The sequence below is a fragment of the Flavobacterium alkalisoli genome (assembly GCF_008000935.1).
GTDB lineage: Bacteria > Bacteroidota > Bacteroidia > Flavobacteriales > Flavobacteriaceae > Flavobacterium > Flavobacterium alkalisoli.
This window is the reverse complement of the sequence record NZ_CP042831.1, coordinates 1197061-1216065: the sequence shown is the minus strand read 5'-3', so window position 1 is coordinate 1216065 and position 19005 is coordinate 1197061. Positions and strand designations below refer to the sequence as shown.

Annotated in this window: 13 protein-coding genes, 1 tRNA gene and 1 pseudogene; 4 read left to right on the top strand and 11 right to left on the bottom strand. The window is 40.6% G+C overall.

Annotation, left to right across the window (positions count from 1 at the left end; translation table 11 throughout):
* Positions 1-294: 294 nt before the first annotated feature.
* Together FUA48_RS05265 and FUA48_RS05260 are read right to left on the bottom strand one after the other, a co-directional pair.
* Positions 295-804 (bottom strand): hypothetical protein, encoded by a 510-nt coding sequence (locus FUA48_RS05265; protein ID WP_147582575.1) that lies wholly within the window; start codon positions 802-804, stop codon positions 295-297.
* Between the two features lie 120 nt (positions 805-924).
* A tRNA-Ala gene (locus FUA48_RS05260) sits at positions 925-998 on the bottom strand.
* A 109-nt stretch (positions 999-1107) separates the two neighbouring features.
* Here FUA48_RS05260 and FUA48_RS05255 point away from each other — a divergent pair.
* Entirely contained in the window at positions 1108-1878 is a 771-nt protein-coding gene (locus tag FUA48_RS05255; protein WP_147582574.1) for an enoyl-CoA hydratase/isomerase family protein, read from the top strand.
* Here the strand turns inward: FUA48_RS05255 and FUA48_RS05250 are convergent.
* Entirely contained in the window at positions 1868-2506 is a 639-nt protein-coding gene (locus FUA48_RS05250; RefSeq protein WP_147582573.1) for a 2OG-Fe(II) oxygenase, read from the bottom strand. The two genes, FUA48_RS05255 and FUA48_RS05250, sit on opposite strands and share 11 nt — an antisense overlap.
* Before the next feature lie 111 nt (positions 2507-2617).
* Here FUA48_RS05250 and FUA48_RS05245 point away from each other — a divergent pair, with 111 nt between their 5' ends.
* A complete protein-coding gene (locus tag FUA48_RS05245) occupies positions 2618-3070 on the top strand; it encodes a 6-pyruvoyl trahydropterin synthase family protein (RefSeq protein WP_147582572.1) in 453 nt (150 codons plus the stop codon).
* Positions 3071-3145: 75 nt separating this feature from the next.
* Here FUA48_RS05245 and FUA48_RS05240 read toward each other — a convergent pair whose 3' ends face one another.
* The 3 genes and pseudogenes from FUA48_RS05240 to FUA48_RS05230 form a co-directional block, all read right to left on the bottom strand.
* On the bottom strand, positions 3146-5017 hold the full coding sequence (locus tag FUA48_RS05240) for an OmpA family protein (RefSeq protein WP_147582571.1): 1872 nt from the start codon (positions 5015-5017) through the stop codon (positions 3146-3148).
* Positions 5018-5037: 20 nt separating this feature from the next.
* Positions 5038-5969: pseudogene (locus tag FUA48_RS05235) on the bottom strand (PorP/SprF family type IX secretion system membrane protein).
* Between the two features lie 78 nt (positions 5970-6047).
* On the bottom strand, positions 6048-12419 hold the full coding sequence (locus FUA48_RS05230; protein ID WP_147582570.1) for a choice-of-anchor L domain-containing protein: 6372 nt from the start codon (positions 12417-12419) through the stop codon (positions 6048-6050).
* A 211-nt stretch (positions 12420-12630) separates the two neighbouring features.
* On the opposite strand from FUA48_RS05230, the gene FUA48_RS05225 reads away from it, so the two are divergent.
* Complete coding sequence (locus FUA48_RS05225) at positions 12631-13383, top strand: UDP-2,3-diacylglucosamine diphosphatase (RefSeq protein ID WP_147582569.1); 753 nt, start codon at positions 12631-12633, stop codon at positions 13381-13383.
* On the opposite strand, the gene FUA48_RS05220 is transcribed toward FUA48_RS05225, so the two are convergent.
* On the bottom strand, positions 13380-13733 hold the full coding sequence (locus FUA48_RS05220) for a hypothetical protein (RefSeq protein WP_147582568.1): 354 nt from the start codon (positions 13731-13733) through the stop codon (positions 13380-13382). The two genes, FUA48_RS05225 and FUA48_RS05220, sit on opposite strands and share 4 nt — an antisense overlap.
* An 82-nt stretch (positions 13734-13815) precedes the next feature.
* Positions 13816-15513, bottom strand: coding sequence for a single-stranded-DNA-specific exonuclease RecJ (recJ, locus tag FUA48_RS05215; RefSeq protein ID WP_147582567.1), 1698 nt, complete (start codon positions 15511-15513; stop codon positions 13816-13818).
* Between the two features lie 84 nt (positions 15514-15597).
* Between recJ and FUA48_RS05210 the strand changes: the two genes are divergently transcribed.
* Positions 15598-16656: a carboxypeptidase-like regulatory domain-containing protein gene (locus FUA48_RS05210; RefSeq protein ID WP_147582566.1), complete on the top strand. Its 1059-nt coding sequence runs from the start codon at positions 15598-15600 to the stop codon at positions 16654-16656.
* A gap of 13 nt (positions 16657-16669) precedes the next feature.
* Here FUA48_RS05210 and FUA48_RS05205 read toward each other — a convergent pair whose 3' ends face one another.
* From FUA48_RS05205 to FUA48_RS05195, 3 genes are read right to left on the bottom strand one after another with little or no spacing between them, the layout of a single operon-like run.
* Positions 16670-17140, bottom strand: coding sequence for a CPCC family cysteine-rich protein (locus FUA48_RS05205; RefSeq protein WP_147582565.1), 471 nt, complete (start codon positions 17138-17140; stop codon positions 16670-16672).
* Positions 17141-17157: 17 nt separating this feature from the next.
* The gene (rsmI, locus tag FUA48_RS05200) at positions 17158-17868 is read right to left on the bottom strand and encodes a 16S rRNA (cytidine(1402)-2'-O)-methyltransferase (RefSeq protein WP_147582564.1); all 711 of its coding nucleotides are present in this window, start codon (positions 17866-17868) and stop codon (positions 17158-17160) included.
* On the bottom strand, positions 17868-18944 hold the full coding sequence (locus FUA48_RS05195; protein WP_147582563.1) for a hypothetical protein: 1077 nt from the start codon (positions 18942-18944) through the stop codon (positions 17868-17870). Before FUA48_RS05195 ends, rsmI begins: the two co-directional genes overlap by 1 nt.
* Positions 18945-19005 lie beyond the last annotated feature (61 nt).

Below are 19005 nucleotides of genomic sequence, written 5' to 3'. Positions count from 1 at the left end.
ATAAAAAACCTCCGATTTTCACCGAAGGTTTTTTAACTTGTGGAGAAGATGGGATAATTATCGAAGTTATTTATAAAGGATTTAGAGAGGTTTTAATTTATTCCTTCAGCATTATAATAGTAAGAACTATGTAATAATCCGTAAATCTCACACGACTTTAATTTATATTAAAAAGTTAATATTACTTCATCTTTTTTTTGAAGCTAATGACTAACTCCATATGAGAGCTAAAATAACAAAGCAATCCGAAGATTACTTTATCTATTTAACTCTGTTGATTTTAAAAACCGAAGATTAATCCGTATTCGGTTTACTCACAAGTTCGAATGTTAATGTTTCTCTAGACCCAATATAATCGAGAAAAATACATTTAAAAACGGCATCGTTTTTATTTAAAATTACATAATCACAATCATTAAAATCTTGAAAATACAAAAAATAATCATTCCAATATCCTATTGGAGTATTTATCAGTTTGCCGTCGTTAATAATATAAAACAATAATGAATCTGAGCCTCTATCACCATATTCAATTTCAGGTAGCGCAATCCCTTCTCTTAAAAAAATAGTAGTTCTATTTGCCCTTGGTCCTCCCACAATTATCATCTTGTCCCATTCCTTACAATTCAATATTTGTGAAAAATCATATATCTTATTTAATTCCAAATGCTTATCACCAAAAACTTCTTCAAAATCAGAAGTAAAGCAACTTTCATCTACATTAACAGCCTTATTAAATTGAATGTATAGATATATTGAAATTATAAACATTCCTGTAGCAGTTATATAAAAAAACTTTTTCATAATTAACTTTAATTAGCTCAATCTTGTTTAATTACATCCGTGCGCGAGCTCCTCGCTTATGACATATCATTACTAATATAAACAAAAAAACCTCCAGTTTTTACTGAAGGTTTTTACCTGTGGAGAAGATGGGAGTCGAACCCACGACCTCTTGCATGCCATGCAAGCGCTCTAGCCAGCTGAGCTACATCCCCGCTTGAGTGCAGCAAATATAATATATTTCGTTTCTAAAAATACAAACTTTTAAGCAATTTGTTTTTATCCTTTACTATTTGCCTTAATTTTACCCAAAAACCAAACAATATGAGTACTACTACAAGACCTAACGGCTCTTTATATACCAAAATAGAAAACAGGATTGCAATGGTTGAGTTTGGCCATCCTGCCAGTAATTCCTTTCCGGGAGAGCTGCTTCAAAGGCTAACAAATGAACTTAATTCCCTTAGCAATAATCCTGAAGTAAATATTATTGTACTGAAAAGTGAAGGCGATGGGGCTTTTTGTGCCGGAGCTTCGTTTGACGAACTTCTTGCCGTTTCTAACCTTGAGGAGGGAGCTGTTTTCTTTGCCGGATTTGCCAATGTTATCAACGCCATGCGCAACTGCAGTAAACTGATAATAGGCCGTATTCACGGAAAAGCTGTAGGTGGTGGTGTAGGCCTTGCTTCTGCATGCGATTATGCACTCGCTACCGAAGGTAGTGCCATTAAGCTCTCAGAATTTACTATTGGTATAGGTCCGTTTGTTATTGCTCCGGCCGTTGAGCGTAAAATGGGAAAGGCTGCCCTTGCTGAAATGACACTGGCTGCACACGAATGGAAAAATGCATACTGGGCACAGGAAAAAGGTCTTTATGCAAAAGTTTTTGAAAGCGTAAAGGAATTGGATAAAGAACTTGACATTTTCACTTCCAAGTTAGCATCTTATAACCCAGAGGCACTTGATGCCATGAAAAAAGTACTTTGGGAAGGCACCGAAAACTGGGATACCCTTCTTACCGAAAGAGCTAAAATATCAGGAAGACTTGTACTTTCCGAATTTACTAAAGAAGCTTTGGAGAGGTTTAAAAAATAGCCTCTCCCCTTGTTTTTAACCAGCCTGTAATACTCAAACGCTCCTGTTTTACAGGCTTTACTTCATGCTCCAGCACACTGCTTTCAAAAATAACCATACGCCCCTGCACAGGGTAAATATTCTCTGCACGCTCAGTACCGTTCTCAGGTATATATATGGCAAGCTCACCGCCATATTCAGGCTGCCAGTCTTCTTCATTAAGATAGCATACTATAGAGAGCCTTCTCCTGCTGTCATTTTGAAATGTATCTAAATGGCGTTTGTAAAAAGTACCTTCCGGATATAATGCATAATGAAACTCCTGCTCTGTTATTCCCATAAAACAGGTTCTGTTAAGATAATCAACAAAGTCATTTAAACGGGAAAAGAATCTTGTTTCTGCGGGATTACAGTTAGCTTCATCCAGCCAAAAGATAAAATCGCCCCTTACGGCTTTCATAACCTGTTCGTTAGTCCAGTTTCCTATGGCCGATTTCTTAAACTGGTCATCATCATATTTGGTAAGCAGACTTTGTCGAAGCTCCAGTACTTCTTCAAGCGGAAAAAAGTTTTCCACCACACTATACTGTTTTTCTAAAAGGTCAGAAATAACCTTTTCATACAACGGATTCAACTGTAACTCATCCATATAGCGCCATAATTAAAAAGGCGAGCAAAGATAATCGGAAAACCAATACGTTGAGAATAAATTAACATGATGCATTTTATTTAGTAAATTTGCACACTTAACACTATTATAATGAGCAAAATCAGGATTACAAAACAGTTCAATTTTGAAACCGGACATGCCCTTTACGGCTATGACGGAAAGTGTAAAAACGTTCACGGACACAGCTATAAGCTTTCAGTTACTGTTATAGGTACACCAATAACCGATACCGGTAATGTTAAGTACGGAATGGTAATTGATTTTGGTGATTTGAAGAAGATTGTTAAGGAAGAAATAGTAGATATTTTTGATCACGCTACTGTATTTAACCAAAATACTCCCCATGTTGAACTGGCCAAAGAACTTCAAAACAGAGGACATCATGTTATTTTAGTAGATTACCAACCTACCAGTGAGAATATGGTAATCGATTTTGCAGATAAGATTAAAAACAGATTACCACAAAACATACAATTGCATTCATTAAAGCTACAGGAAACAGAAACTTCCTTCGCAGAATGGTATCAAAGCGACAACGAATAAACTTAATAATTAAAAAAGCAGCCCAATGGGCTGCTTTTTTGTTTTTTGGCTGGTTAACTTGTTAAGTCTATATTATTATTTCTTCACTATTACAAATTCCGAGCGTCTGTTCTTAGCATGCTCTTCCTCTGTACATTTGTCTTTACAGTCAACAAGCGGCTGGCTCTCACCATAACCCTGTCCTGAGATGCGCTCCTTGGCAATGCCTTTGGAGATGACATACTGAACAGTAGATTTTGCCCTCCTGTTAGAAAGGTTCATGTTGTACTGGTCACTACCACGGTTATCGGTGTGTGCCTTAACCATGATCGTCATTTCCTTGTTATTGTTCATAACCTCTACCAGTTTGTCTAACTCAAAGGCTGCCTCTTTGGTGATGTTACTCTTATCGAACTCAAAGAAGATGTCGTTAAGTTCCACTACAACTTCTTTCACGATTTCCTCGATCGGTTTCAGGTCAGCCATAACGTTCACCTCACCACCATGGGTTTTGGCAATCGGGAAGCTGTTCTGCTCATAACCCGTCATGCTTGCCTGGATGGTATAGGCCCTGTCACAATCAACATTGTAAACTACCTTACCTCCTGCATCTGCAGTCCTGGTCTCAATAACATTGTTCCTCTCATCAAGGATTGATACCCTCGCGCTTGCCAGCGGTTTGCCCGTGTTGGCATCCCTTACCATTACAATAGCCTCAACGCCACAGATTGGCGTTGCGCTGTAAAGCTGGTCAACACCTGTCCTGTTACTGCTGAAGAAACCGATGTTCTTCCGGTCATTGAAACTGAAGGCAAAGTCATCCTGTCCTGAGTTGATTGGTAAGCCAACGTTCATTACTTCTGTTCCTTTCTTCAGGTCCACCACAAACACGTCCAGTGCTCCAAAGCCTTTCCTTCCGTCTGAGGAGAAGTACAGCTTGCCCTCTGAGGTGATGTATGGGAAATTGTCATTGGCTGGGGTGTTGATCTTATCCCCAAGGTTCTGTGGCTCACCATAGGTGTTGTTGCCCTTAACCTCCACCTTCCAGATATCGTTGCCGCCCTGGCCTCCCGGACGGTTCGAAACAAAGTAAAGCGTCTTGCCGTCTGCACTGATGGCAGGGTTACCTGTTGAGTAGGTCTTCTCGTTGAAAGGAAGCGGCTGGATGTTACCCCATTTGCCGTCAGCCTTGGTAGCCTTGTAAAGGTATACCTGGCCCAGTTTAAGGTTGTTGTCCTTATCCCTCTCAAACTGTTTGCTCTCCTTAAAGCTCTCGCTGGAGAAATACATCGTGTTACCGTCTGCGCTTACCGCTGCAGGGCCGTCGTGCCATTTGCTGTTCACATCGGCAATAGGGGTCGGCTCACTAAGGGTACCGTCGGCATTATAGGTAGCCATGTACATATCAAGGAACGGCTGTTCGTTAGCCCCGTAGGTCTTCCTTGCCGTATTTCTTGCGCTGGTGAAGTAGAAGTTGTTGTCATCGGTAAGTACCGCACCAAAGGAGCTGTACTTCTCATCGTTGATGTCCAGCTTCTTCTCATCAAACAATCTTGTCTGGTTCCTTAATTTCGGAAGGTAGTCAGGGTCTTTCATAAAGGCCACAGACCTCTCGTCATTCGGCTTTAACTGGGCAAACTTACGCATCTGCGCATTAGCCTCCTCATACCTGCCTTCGGCCTTAAGCATCTGGGCATAGTGGTAATAGATCTCAGCTTCCTGCTGGCTCTCGGTAGCCTTGGCATACCATTTTACCGCCTCCTTGCTGTTAAAGACATTGTAGTAGCTCTCGGCCAGCTGCCTGTAAACATAAGGGTCGCTCTTGCCTGATAGCTTCATATATTCATTGGCGGCATCAACATATTCCATCCTGGCATACAGCTTGTCCGCCTTCTCGGTTTCCCTGCTCTGTGCCATGGCAAACTGTGCTGCCAGCATAAAACTTAAACTGATATATAGGTTCTTCATTTTTCTTGGTCGCTTTTAGGTTAGAAATAACGTGGTGAACGTGATACTTTCTTAGGGAAGTTCAAATCGAATAAACAGCATTACCTCATGCGAGGCTGGGGTAGTGATGTTAAGGTCGGAAACAATATGGTCATAGGCATAACCCAGCCTAAGGTTAGGGGTAATCCTGTAGTTGACCATACCACCAAAAGAGTCATCAAGCCTGTAGGTGGCCCCGATCTCAAAGCGCTCAAAGAACAGCGCATTCAGTGAACCGTCTATAGAAGGCGATACGTTGAAGGCTGATTTTAACATGAAAGAGGGTTTTAGCTTTACGTTATCCGATAACTGGAATACGTAACCCCCCGTTAGGAAGTAGTGCTGAACTTCCGATCCGAACTGCCTTGTCAGTACCATCAAGGTCAAGGTGCTTGCTCTTAAGCATGTTCGGTACCGAGAAGGCCACATAGTACTTCTGGGTGTAGTAGAAGAATCCTGCACCTATGTTGAAATAGGTGTTGTTAACGTTCTCACTGAAGGCAGGGTCGCCCGGCGCCGGTACATATCCGTTACCGATGTCACTGTATAGCCCCACATCGTGGAACGTTGCTCCGGCCTTAAGGCCAAGGGCAAGGCGGTGCTCTCCACCTAAGTTAAGGGTGTAGGAGAAGTCCGCATAGGTGTTGGTCTCCTTTACAGGACCAATCTGGTCGTTGATTACAGATAGGCCCAATCCCACATTCTTACCAACAGGACTGTGCCCTGAGAAGGTTGCCGTGGTTGGGGAATCCTGGATGTCAACCCACTGTTTGCGGTACAATAACCCAAAGGACAAATTCTCCTTCGAGCCCGCATAGGCAGGGTTGATCACGTTCATGTTATACATGTACTGCGTATAGTGCGGGTCCTGCTGTGCAGAAACATCGGCAAGGCCACACAATGCCACTAAAGCGGCAAGGTATATTTTTCTCATGTGTGTGTTTTCTTTTTTGTTAGGCAAAGGAAGAACCGGGAGCCCATAAGGGCTCCCTGGTCATACCTTTATTATATCTTAGTCTTCTCTGTTGATGTAAACCCAACCTGTTTTGCTGGTACCATCGCCAAGCTCGATAGAGTAGAAATACGTCCCCGTAGGAAGCTCGTTACCACCCTTATCCTGGCCATGCCATTCTTTATTGTAAGAACTCTGGCTGTAAACCTCTTTACCGTAACGGTTAAAGATGCCTATCTTGGTTACATTAAATCCGGTCAGATCAAACTCGTCGTTCATACCATCACCATTCGGAGAAATACCGCGTGGGATTGTACAAGCAATACTCTCTACAGTCTGTACAAGAACAGAAGAACAGATATCACCACCAACAGGGGTAACGGTTACCATATATTCACCTGTCGCATCAGCAACAGCTGTAAGACCTGTACCTACCGTAGATCCGTTAGGGCCTGTCCACTCGATAAGAACTGTTTCCTCAGTATAATTATCATCAAGAGAAACTTCAAGCGTATAAATTCCGCCTTCACAACCACCTGTTATACCAAGTACCGGAGTAGGAACAACACTTACCATAAAGCTGCTCTCATCTGTACAATTTACAGGTGTAGTACCTGATTCTGCATAGATATAAATCATCTGGTCTGTTGTTATCTCAGTACCTGCTGTAAGCATATCACCTGAACCTGCAGGACCTGTGTAGTAGTTGTTTCCTGCACTTAGTGCCGGTAATACATAACTGTCGCACGAAGTAACATCTGTCATAACATCTGCAACCGGCACCGGAGTAACCGTTACAAATACTGACTGGGTAGCCTCACAACCTGAGTTGTTAACCGTAACCTCATAAGTACCTTCTCCTATAACAGCTACGCTGCTTCCTGTATCAGGTAATGGGTCTCCATCGTAAGTCCATGAGTAAGTAACATCAGGTGATGCAGGATCGTAGTTATTAGCTACAAGATCGATAGTTACATCAGTTGTACCTTCACAGATATTAAAATCGCCACCCATATCAAAATCAGGTGTAAGATCCTGAATGATCAGGTTAAAGTTAAGTATACCCACACATCCTGTTGGCGTGTAAACCACTCTAACATATATAGGTTGAGAGTCTGCAACCGTATTTTCATATACTGGACCTATAGGATTTGCATTATTCTGAGCATCATCCTCAGAAGCGTGGTAAGAAATTACAAAGTCTGCAACATCATAACCTTCAATAATTCCTGCCTCTATAAGATCTGTATTAGAAGTAAAGTCAAAAGTAGAGAATCCACTTGCATCACAAGCTATAAGGTCTACCGGAGCTCCTACAGTTTCAGGAACCGGAAGATAGAACTCAACACGTTTGTTACCTTCCAGTGAACATGTAGAGCCTGTATAAGTAGCAATTACTCTATAATCATTAGTCTCATTAACTACTAAATCAGCTCCTGTTTCACCCGGAATCTCAGTAGCTATACCATCTTCATCAACAGTGTACCAAACAAAGTCATAAAATTCTTCGTCTAATCCTGTTGAAATTGTAGATTCTTCCTGATCACAAATAGCTGTACCACCTATAACAGTAAGGTCTTCTCCAATATCTATACCTCCGATATCAAAACTACCACCCGCAAGGAATACGGCAGAGTTAAAGGACGAGTCATTATAATCGGCAATTACAAGCTTGATATGGTACTGGTTACCCGGTATTACATCTCCTGCAGCTGTCATTACAACTGTTTGTCCTCTATAGCCAATAGCCGAACCGTAAGGATTATCCTGGTTGAAAGTATCGAAATACTCAGGATTAACAGACTCACATCCTGCATTATAAGCCGCATCCCTAATATTTACAACTGATACCGGTACGTTTGTCCCTGGTATAACCGCTAAGTTTACCGGATCTACTGTATCATCTTCTAAATCCGTAAGGATGAATGCAAATGCATCAGAGAAGTTACACTGGAAAGTACCGTACTCATTTGAAGCAAATAGGAAATCGAATGTTATCTGGTTTGTTAACGGTATGAAATCAAACTCTAATATAGTAGCATTATTAAGTGTACCTGTGTTACCACCTTCAGCAATAATTGCAGACAGATCTGCATCACCACCCCAACCGGTTCCTACTGTACCTGCATTGTTATTAGGGTTTGGTCCAGGAGCTTCGTTAATACTACCTGTTGCCAGTATTACACCATCATTGAACGGGAAGCTTGAATCGTTAAAGTTAAAGTAACCGATACTGCTTGATCCTCCAAAATCAGAACCTGACTGAGAAGTAATATTAGATACAATAGCACACTCAGAACCGATAAGTACCGTTTCTACTAGCTGCTCTGTAGTAAATGTAGTATCATCTACAAGAATTGAACCAGCAGGAGTACCTACACATATATCAAAGTTTGATGTTTGACCAGCAGTACCTGTCCAAGAGTATACTCTTACTTTATAGGTAGTACCTACCGTTAAACCTGTTGCTAAACTCTGGTTGTTATCACTACAATATACCTGAGTTAATGCACCACACTCATCACCTTCATAAAGTACGTGGTATAAATCTGTTGTACCACCATTTATATTATAAAGTGTAATAAAGTGAGTTGTATTCGTTGCAGTAAATTCAAACCAAACGTCATCATCATCTGTACCACCACAAGTGTTACCTTCCGGTGAAGCGGTAGCTGAATAAATTGAAGCCGTTACAGACTCTATACATTCTGTACCTGCATTTACAGGAACTACTGTTGCATCTGCACACTCGTCATTTGCCGGTGGCGGTGGAGGTGTACCTACACAAACATCAAAGCTTGAAGTCTGGTTAGCAGTACTTGTCCAAGAGTAAACTCTTATTTTATATGTAGTACCAGCCGTTAATCCGGTAGCTAAACTCTGGTTAGGGTCGCTACAGTAAAGCTGCGTTAAAGCACCACACTCATCTCCTTCATAAAGTACGTGATATAAATCTGTTGTACCATCAGTAATGTTTATTAAAGAGACAATATGTTCCGGTCCTGTTGCCACGAACTCAAACCATACGTCATCATCATCTGTACCACCACAAGTGTTACCTTCTGCCGAAGCAGTAGCCGAATAAATTGTACCCGGTACTGTCTCAATACAGAACTGAGCAGGGTTTACCGGTACCGGAATAGCTTCAGCACACTCGTCGTTTGCTGGTGGCGGAGGTGGTGTACCTACACACACATCAAAGCTTGATTGCTGGTTAGATGTTGAAGTCCAAGAGTAAACTCTTATTTTATATGTATTACCAGCTGTTAAACCGTTAGCAACACTCTGGTTAGGGTCACTACAGTAAAGCTGCGTTAAAGTACCACACTCATCACCTTCATATAATACGTGATATAAATCTGTTGTACCACCTGTAATATTTATAAGGCTTATTAGGTGAGTTGGCCCTGTTGCTACGAACTCAAACCAAACGTCATCATCGTCTGTACCAAAACATGTATTACCTTCTGCAGATGGTGTAGTCCATGCAATTGAACCAGGCACAGTTTGTGCACATACCTGAGTTGGGTTAACCGGTACCGGAACAGCCTGAGCACACTCGTCGTTTGCCGGCGGCGGCGGCGGCGTACCAACACAAATATCAAATGTGGTAGTTTGACCTCCTGTAGCTGTAGAAGAATAAACTCTTACATAATATGTTTGACCTACAGTTAGTCCGGTTGCCAAACTTGAGTTAGCAGTAGAACAGTAAACCTGAGTCATAGAACCGCAAGAAACACCTTCATATAGAACATGATAAAGGAAAGTTGTACTACCAACTACGTTATTAAGATTTATAGTATGAACATCGTTTGTTGCAACGAATGAGAACCATACGTCATCATCATCTGTACCAAAACAAGAGTTTGGCTCAAGTGAACCAGTAGCCCACGCAATTGTACCAGACTCAAAGTTAGTACAGCTTAAATCAGTATTTGTTAAAACCTGAATTGCATCAGCGCACTCATCATTTGCCGGTGGCGGTGGAGGAGTACCTATACAAATATTGAACGTAGATGTTTGTCCTGAAGTAGAAGTCCACGAGTAAACTCTTACATAATAAGTATTACCTATTGTAAGTCCGCCAACAATACTGTTATTAGGGTCACTACAAACAAGGTTTGTTAATGCACCACAAGTACCTGAATAAACAGCATGGTATAAATCTGTTGTACCACCTGTAATATTAGTTAAATCAATGGTGTGAGTAGTACTTGTAGCTACAAACTGGAACCATACGTCATCATCGTCTGTACCAAAACATGAGTTAGCTTCAGCAGAACCTGTAGCCCATGCAATTGTACCTGTACCAACGTTACCACAAAGTAAATCAGGGTTTGTTAATACTACAGTAGCATTAGCACACTCGTCATTTGCAGGTGGTGGAGGTGGTGTACCAACACAAATATCAAATACTGATGTTTGTCCAGGAGTAGATGTCCACGAGTAAACTCTTACATAATAAGTATTACCTATTGTAAGACCACCCACTAAACTGTTATTAGGATCACTACAAACAAGGTTTGTTAGTGTACCACAAGAACCTGAATATACAGCATGGAATAAATCTGTTGTACCACCTGTAATGTTATTAAGGTTGATTGTATGAGTAGTAGCAGTTGCAACGAATGAGAACCACACATCGTCGTCGTCTGTACCAAAACAAGAGTTAGCATCAGCAGACGGTGTAGCCCAAGCAATTGTACCCTGAGTAAACTGTGTACAGTTTAAGTCCGGGTTAACAGCAACCGCAGTAGCGTTAACACAATCGTCGTTTGCTGGCGGCGGTGGCGGTGTACCAATACAGATATCAAAAGCTGAAGTTTGATTAGCTGTCGCAGTCCACGAATAAACCCTTACATAATAAGTGTTACCTATTGTAAGCCCACCTACAATACTGTTATTAGGGTCACTACAAACAAGGTTTGTTAATGATCCACATGTACCTGAATATACAGCATGGTATAAATCTGTTGTACCACCTGTAATGTTATTAAGGTTAATTGTATGATTAGCACTTGTAGCCACGAATGAGAACCATACGTCGTCATCGTCTGTACCACCACAAGAGTTAGCATCAGCAGAAGCTGTTGCCGAATAGATTGTACCTGTCGCAAACTGAGCACAGTTTAAATCAGGGTTAACAGCAACCGCAGTAGCGTTAGCACACTCATCATTTGCCGGTGGTGGTGGCGGTGTACCTACACATATATTAAAGTTTGATGTTTGTCCCGCAGTTGCAGTCCATGAATACACTCTAATATAATAAGTCTGACCAACAGTTAAACCATTAGCAGTACTATTATTAGGGTCACTACAATATAACTGAGTTAAAGCACCACAATCTGTACCTGAGTAAACCACATGGAACAGGTCTGTAGTACCATTTGTAATATTGTTTAAGTTAATTAAGTGAGTAGTACTTGTAGCCACAAAAGTAAACCAAACATCATCATCATCAGTACCACCACAAGTATTTGCCTCGGCAGAAGCCGTAGCACCATTAATACTTCCGGGTGTACTTGAAGTACAAATATTAGTTGGGTTAACCGTTAATGCAATGGCATCGGCACAAGCATCATTTTCAGGCGCCGTATTAAAGTTAAACGGTCCTGCCCAGTCGCTTGTATTACCCACACCACATACAGATCTTACATAAAATCTGTAAGGAGTCATTGGTAATAACGGATCGGCAACATAAGAGTTAGTGTCTACTATTTCACCAGAACCTGTAGGAACCTCAGTAAGCTGAACAACCTCAACCTCATATTGAGGAGCAGCACCTGTCCAGGTTAAAGTAGCAGTTGTATCTGTAACTCCCGAAACACCCAGGTTAGTAGGCGGTAAACACTGCTGAACGATAGCAACATCATCAACTAACCAACGATCCTGGAAGTCACCTTCCATAATGAAAGCCACATGATAGTTTTGACCTGCAGTACCCGGAAGGTTAAGCACAATCTCATTATATTCTGTTTGAGACGGGTTAATTAAAGCTTCCGTATAAGTCTGTACAGTTGTATAAGAAGCAAGATCATCTAAATCAGCACCTTCAGGTGCTATCATAATCCTGTAAATAGTCCCTTGGTTACCCGGCAGGGTAAGCCTTGACCAAAAACGTAATTGCCCGTTAACAGGCATCTCAAATAGTGGCGTTACTAACCAGTCTTTTGCAGGATCACCTGCATCCGACACGTTTTCACGATCAATAAAAGCAGCGAAAGTTCCTGTATTAGGCGGATAGGGATAACCCGGCTCATCCAGAGTTTGCTTCCACACTTGCAAATTTCCAATGTCATTATCATGAATTGACCACCCTGTAGGAGGGAAAGTTGCACCTTCAAAGCCTTCAGGCGGATCTATACCCACCTCTTGCGCAAAACTGCACAAAGACAATAATGACATGAAAAATAATAAAGTAATTTTTTTCATAGATTAATATTTAGTAGTTTATGTTTAAGTTACCGAAAATAGAAAAAAAAAGACAAAATCATACACCTAAGAGTGCCGATTATTTAAGTTTTAACTAAAAAAAACAAATTTTGCGCAATTTGTTATGAATTTAAAAATATATCAATAACATAACGTTATGTCATAATTTTAAAATACTCTTTATATCTTTGGCATAAACATTAAGATTTTCATGTCTGACAGACTCAAAATATACTTCGCTTCCGATCAACATTTAGGAGCTCCAACTCCCGAAGCCAGTTTCCCCAGAGAGAAAAAATTTGTTGCCTGGCTGGATGAAATTAAACATGATGCCGATATTATATTCCTTTTAGGAGACCTTTTTGACTTTTGGTTTGAGTACAAAACCGTTGTCCCTAAAGGGTTTGTGCGCGTTTTAGGCAAGCTGGCCGAAATTCGCGACTCAGGCACTCCTATATACTTTTTTACGGGAAATCATGACCTTTGGATGCACGATTATTTTGAAAAGGAACTTAATATTCCGGTATATCATAAACCAAAAGAATTCACTTTTAACAACAAGACCTTCCTTATAGGTCACGGAGACGGTTTAGGCCCGGGAGACAAAGGCTATAAGCGCATGAAAAAGGTTTTTACCAATCCTTTTTCCAAATGGCTTTTCCGATGGCTGCATCCTGATTTAGGGGTACGACTGGCACAATACCTTTCGGTAAAAAACAAACTTATTTCAGGTGATGCCGATGTAAAGTTTTTAGGAGAAGAAAACGAATGGCTGGTGCTTTATTCCAAAAGGAAACTGGAGAAAAAGCATTATGACTTTTTTGTTTTCGGACACAGGCACTTACCTATGACAATAGACCTTGGCAAAAACTCTACTTATATTAATCTGGGAGACTGGATAGGCTACTTTACTTATGGTGTTTTTGACGGAGAAAAATTTGAGCTGAAAGAATATAAAAATTAATTACGACAAACGTTATTTATATATTCATTAAGACTGATGGTAAACAAAGTACCTTCCAGCAGGTCTTTTATATCTGTAAGTTCCTGAGAAGATACAGCCAGATCAATTTCTTTTACAGGAGTTTTTAGTAATACCCTATGACATTTGTTTCTGAAACTACAGCCATTACAACCCGCATTGGCAAACATATCGCTAACAATTCCGGCAAACTGTTTTACCTCATCGTGCGTAAAGTAAAAGCCTGTTTCTTTGAAGATTATCTGTACCCTTTCTTTTAGCACAACATCATTTTTTCGCCAGTAAAACGATACACCAAAGTCGTTAAAGTATATTTGTTCAATCTCTTTCATTGTGATGGTTTTAAACAAAAATATAAATTATTTAAAACCGTTCTAAATAAAATAATTGATTTTGGAAAAAAGTTATTAACGGTTATTCTTCACAACGAATATCCCTTAATCGTAACTGTAGTGTAACATTGCCATTCCATTCGTTCTCCTCAATAGAATAAACGGCATCAAATAACTCACCTCCACAGGCAATATTCATTTTTGAAGCCAGTCCGAAACCAATAGCTCCAAACCCCTCTCCTTCTCCCTGTTTTATAAACAGTCTCAGATGCGTTTCATCAGCTCCTATAGGTTTACCATAACCGGTATCCCTTAAACCACGAGAAAGGAAAACCGGAGTCATATTACCGGGACCAAAAGGCTCAAACTGTTTGAGAATTCTGAAAAATTTCGGAGTTATATCTATAAAATCAATTTCGGCATCAACAGCAACTTCCGGAATTAAAAGTTCAGGAGCGATGGTGGTCGAAACCACTTCCTCAAACTTTTGCTTAAACCCGGCAAACTGTTCTTCCTTTAACGTTAACCCGGCTGCATACATATGCCCGCCAAACTGCTCTAAATAATCAGCACAGGCTTCCAGTGCATTGTAAATATCAAAATCCTTTACAGAACGCGCGGAAGCAGCCAGCTTTTCACCGCTCTTGGTAAAAACCAGTGTTGGCCTGTAATAGGTTTCTATCAGGCGGGATGCGACTATACCTATCACCCCCTTGTGCCAGTTCTCATCATACACCACTGTAGAAAATCGCTCCTGTTCATTGTTGGTTTCAATCTGCATAAGCGCTTCGGTGGTGATTTGCTTATCCAAATCCTTACGATCGGTATTAAGGCCTTCAATCTGTGAAGCAAACTCTTCTGCCTGCTCCAAATTGAATTCGGTAAGCAGTTCAACTGCTTTGTTACCGTGATAAATACGCCCTGCAGCATTAATACGCGGTGCAATAATAAACACCACATCGCTTATGGTTAGTTTTTGCTTTTTTACATTTTGAATAAGCGCCTGTATGCCCGGCCTGGGGAAAGTATTAATAATATCCAAACCAAAGGTGGCAAGTACGCGGTTCTCCCCTGTTATAGGGACAATATCGGCAGCTATAGCAGTGGCCACAAGGTCAAGATAAGGAACAAGATCAGTAATAGTTTGCCCTCTCCTCTCTGACAGTGCCTGTACCAGCTTAAACCCTACTCCACAACCGCAAAGTTCATCATACGGATAATTACAGTCGGCACGTTTGGGATCTAAAACCGCAACCGCATCCGGTAATTCATCACCCGGGCGGTGGTGGTCGCAGATAATAAAGTCTATCCCTTTAGATTTGGCATACTCAACCTTATCAATTGATTTTATCCCACAGTCCAAGGCAACAATAAGGGTAATGCCATTGTCGTCTGCAAAGTCGATTCCCGCATCAGACACCCCATAGCCTTCCTTATACCTGTCGGGAATATAGGTAGCTACATTCGGATAGAATGACCTTAGATAAGAAGAAACTAACGACACAGCAGTAGTACCATCCACATCATAATCGCCAAAAACCATAATGTTTTCTCCATCGGCAATAGCTTTTTCAATACGCATAACCGCCTTATCCATGTCTTTCATAAGGTACGGATCATGCAAATCACTTAAATGCGGACGAAAAAATGTTTTTGCTTCCTCAAAAGTTTCAATACCACGCTGCACCAACAATGAGGCTACAACCTCATCAATTTGAAGCACCTGCATTAAATGTTTTACTTTTTGAGAATCGGGTTTAGATTTGAGGGTCCAGCGCATGTAGAAAAGTTTATTCCCCAAATGTAACCATTGGCACGGGCTTTGCCAACCGAAAAGCAATTTTTACTAACTAAAATTACTTTAATGAAAAAACACATCTTACACTTTCTACTATTAATCATTTCTTTTTCAGTAGCAGCGCAAACAGCTATCAAATCAAAATTAACCGACAGCAACAACAACTCTGTAGCCTTTGCTAATATTTACATTCCCGAAAGCAAAAAATCTACTCTCTCAAACGAATCGGGCGATTTTTACATAGTTATCAATCCGGACACCGACAAAACATTACTGATATCACACCTTAGCTACCAACCTAGAGAAATTAAAATAACGAGCGACTTTCCTAAAAGCATCATTTTAGAGGAAGGTTCAATGCAGCTTAATGAGGTTGTGATAGGCAAAGAAAATACAGGATATGATATAGCCCTTAAAGTAGCAGAAAACCTTAAAAACAATCATGATGTAGACCCCGCCTACTATGAATATTTTACACGTGTAGTGCAATATGATGATAACTGGAAAGATATTGACCTGATACAGGAATATTACGGAAAACTAAAACATAACGGAGAACATAACACTAAAGCACTCGTTTATAAAAGCAGGGTGGTAACATATACACAAGCAGCAGAAGAGTTAACAAAAAAAGGCTCGATAGATTTATGGGGAATAAGAATGAATAACCTGTTGCTTTACAAACCTGACTATCTTAAAAAAGGCAGGTTAAAAAACTACGATATATCTATTGAAGGTACAACAACAATAAACGGACACGAATGCTATATATTGGAATATAGTACTGACAAAGACTATACAGACAAGTTTGTCACAGTATATGCGGACAAGAAAACATATGGAATTGTAAAAGTAATTGAAATGTATGATAAAAGTAAAACAAGCTATCTGGAAAGAAACTTTGTAAACATTAATGATAAGTGGGTATTAAGTTCGGCTACACGAAAATGGAATAACACAAAAGACATAACCACTACTGTATACAATTACCTTACTGAAGAAAAAGACTATGCAGATATAGATTTTACAAGAACACCTTTTTGGGAAAAACTGGAGAAGTTCAATAAAAACCCTAACGATACTTTTTGGGATAATTACCAGCACATACCTTTACCGGAAAATTAGTTTTCCGGTTTTTTTATTGTCTGAATAAAGAATCAAGTCCCGTAATACTATTCCCTTCAAAAACAGCAATAAGCTCTTCATGAGCTTTTAAAATATCATTTTTAGAATTATTATTTAGTATAAGATTATCGAGAAAAATCATTTTTAATTTAATGGTATTCCTTATATCATCCTTCATAAAATCCAAATCCATTAATTGCCTTTTTGAATTAAGAAAAATAGTCCTCGCTTCAGATAATGTCATATTGCCATTAGGCCCTCCTTTTGCAATTTCAGAATCAAAATTATCGGTTCCGTCATCTTCCCAAAAACAAAGCCAACATATATCATACGCACATCTTTGCTTAAGAGTAAGATAACCACAAACAGGACAACTAATTTTAAAAATCTCAAAGCGTGTATCAAGCCTTCTGACTTCAGGCCTGATTGAAAAATTATTATGAAAGAAATCTCTCCTGAAATGGAGCTCCTGTAAAAAGTCCATAACTACACAAAAAAAAGTTACTCTTCGCTATTCCTATCTTTTTTACCCTTCTTCACCTCGGGTTTACCCCCCACAATAACCACTATTTCGCCTTTTGGCTCTTTTTTGGTAAAGTGCTCCAGTACTTCAGTAGCTGTACCACGCACCGTTTCCTCATGCAGTTTACTCAACTCACGTGAAACCGATACCGGCCTGTCTTCTCCAAAATACTGTACAAACTCGCCAAGGGTTTTAACAAGTTTGTGCGGCGACACATAAAATATCATGGTACGGGTTTCTTCGGCAAGGGCTAAAAAGCGCGTTTGCCTTCCCTTTTTATCAGGCAGGAAACCTTCAAAAACAAACTTGTCGTTTGGCAATCCGCTGTTTACCAGGGCAGGCACGAAAGCCGTAGCACCCGGCAGGCATTCTACAGGTATATTGTTTTCCACACAGGCACGTGTAAGCAAAAATCCGGGATCGGAAATAGCAGGTGTACCCGCATCCGAAATAAGGGCAATGGTCTCCCCCATTTGCAGGCGCTTTACAATATTCTCAACGGTTTTGTGCTCGTTGTGCATGTGGTGGCTCTGCATGTGGGTGGCAATTTCAAAATGCTTCATCAGCTTACCGCTGGTACGGGTGTCTTCCGCCAGTATCAGGTCGGCTTCCTTAAGCACTTTAATTGCCCTGAAGGTCATATCCTCCAGATTGCCTATCGGCGTGGGTACTATGTATAGCTTAGACATTAATCAAATCTTTTTTCAACCAGTTGGAAGAAACGCTCTTCATACTCCTCTTTCCCTTCCCAGTTGTTATAATCAGGCTTGATAAGGTCGTTTATAAACGTTTTGGCCTCATCATAGGTATTGATAGTATTAAGCTGCGAAACCACACGGTTAAGATCATCGGCACTGCCGCCAAAAAGATGTTTCTCAAAAGCAATACGGTCGTTTAACCCTAATGTAATGGTTTTGGCAAACGTATCGTTTAAAGATCTTGATGATGAAGGTGCCCAACTGTCTTCTTTTTTAGGTTCTTCCGCTTTTGGCTCTTCTTTTACAGGTTCAAACACAGGCTCGCCAGGAGTTTCTGCTACAGGTTCCTCTTTTGGTTCTTCCTGTTTCGGAGCTTCAAAGTCTGATTTCTTTACAAATTCAGGCTCTACGTAATCATGAAAATCGTCTATCCCGATTTCCTTTTTAGGCTCTTCTTTCGGTTCCTCCGGAGCGGCTTTTCTTTCAAAGGCAAACTCAAAACCAACATCCGATTTCTCTACCTCAACATCCGCTTCCGGCTCAAGGGTTATCATTTCGGCATCGGCAGCCTGTTCTTCTTCATCTTCGGTACTGTCCTGTTCTTTTTCATACACCGCCTCAACAGACTCTTCCATCGCTTCAAGTTCCTCTTCGGTTTTTTCAAGCTCAATCTGTTGCTCCGGCTCAGGGGTTTCTTCTTTATTCTCTTCCTCTTTAACCTCGCCTTTGACTTCAACGGTTTCCTCTTCACTCTCGGCAGCAGCCTCTTTTTCTGCCTCTCCCGGTTCTTTTTTAGGCTCTCCGGCATCGGCAGGAGCTTCCTTAACGGCGTCCGGTTTTTCCGTATCTTCTTTTACCCCGTAAATATCTTCCAGCTTCTCCTCTGCAGAAGCATAGCCTATGGTAGGCTTTACATCATGAAAATTCTCCTCTACAAATTTAAGCACCGACAGTTTTTCATACAGCTTAAGCGTTTCCTGCTGCAGCTGCTCTATCTCTGCCTTATTCTTAAGCTTCAGTATCCTGTGTGCAATGCTTATCAATTCTGCTTCTAATTTTTTCTTCATAACTTTTGGAACAATAAAGAGTGGCGCAATACTTTTTTAATAAATTTGTTTAAATACAAAG

Bases quoted from the DNA above. Each gene is read 5' to 3' on its own strand.
- FUA48_RS05265 (WP_147582575.1), bottom strand. From the start codon at position 804: ATGAAAAAGTTTTTTTATATAACTGCTACAGGAATGTTTATAATTTCA.
- FUA48_RS05255 (WP_147582574.1), top strand. From the start codon at position 1,108: ATGAGTACTACTACAAGACCTAACGGCTCTTTATATACCAAAATAGAA.
- FUA48_RS05250 (WP_147582573.1), bottom strand. From the start codon at position 2,506: ATGGATGAGTTACAGTTGAATCCGTTGTATGAAAAGGTTATTTCTGAC.
- FUA48_RS05245 (WP_147582572.1), top strand. From the start codon at position 2,618: ATGAGCAAAATCAGGATTACAAAACAGTTCAATTTTGAAACCGGACAT.
- FUA48_RS05240 (WP_147582571.1), bottom strand. From the start codon at position 5,017: ATGAAGAACCTATATATCAGTTTAAGTTTTATGCTGGCAGCACAGTTT.
- FUA48_RS05230 (WP_147582570.1), bottom strand. From the start codon at position 12,419: ATGAAAAAAATTACTTTATTATTTTTCATGTCATTATTGTCTTTGTGC.
- FUA48_RS05225 (WP_147582569.1), top strand. From the start codon at position 12,631: ATGTCTGACAGACTCAAAATATACTTCGCTTCCGATCAACATTTAGGA.
- FUA48_RS05220 (WP_147582568.1), bottom strand. From the start codon at position 13,733: ATGAAAGAGATTGAACAAATATACTTTAACGACTTTGGTGTATCGTTT.
- recJ (WP_147582567.1), bottom strand. From the start codon at position 15,513: ATGCGCTGGACCCTCAAATCTAAACCCGATTCTCAAAAAGTAAAACAT.
- FUA48_RS05210 (WP_147582566.1), top strand. From the start codon at position 15,598: ATGAAAAAACACATCTTACACTTTCTACTATTAATCATTTCTTTTTCA.
- FUA48_RS05205 (WP_147582565.1), bottom strand. From the start codon at position 17,140: ATGGACTTTTTACAGGAGCTCCATTTCAGGAGAGATTTCTTTCATAAT.
- rsmI (WP_147582564.1), bottom strand. From the start codon at position 17,868: ATGTCTAAGCTATACATAGTACCCACGCCGATAGGCAATCTGGAGGAT.
- FUA48_RS05195 (WP_147582563.1), bottom strand. From the start codon at position 18,944: ATGAAGAAAAAATTAGAAGCAGAATTGATAAGCATTGCACACAGGATA.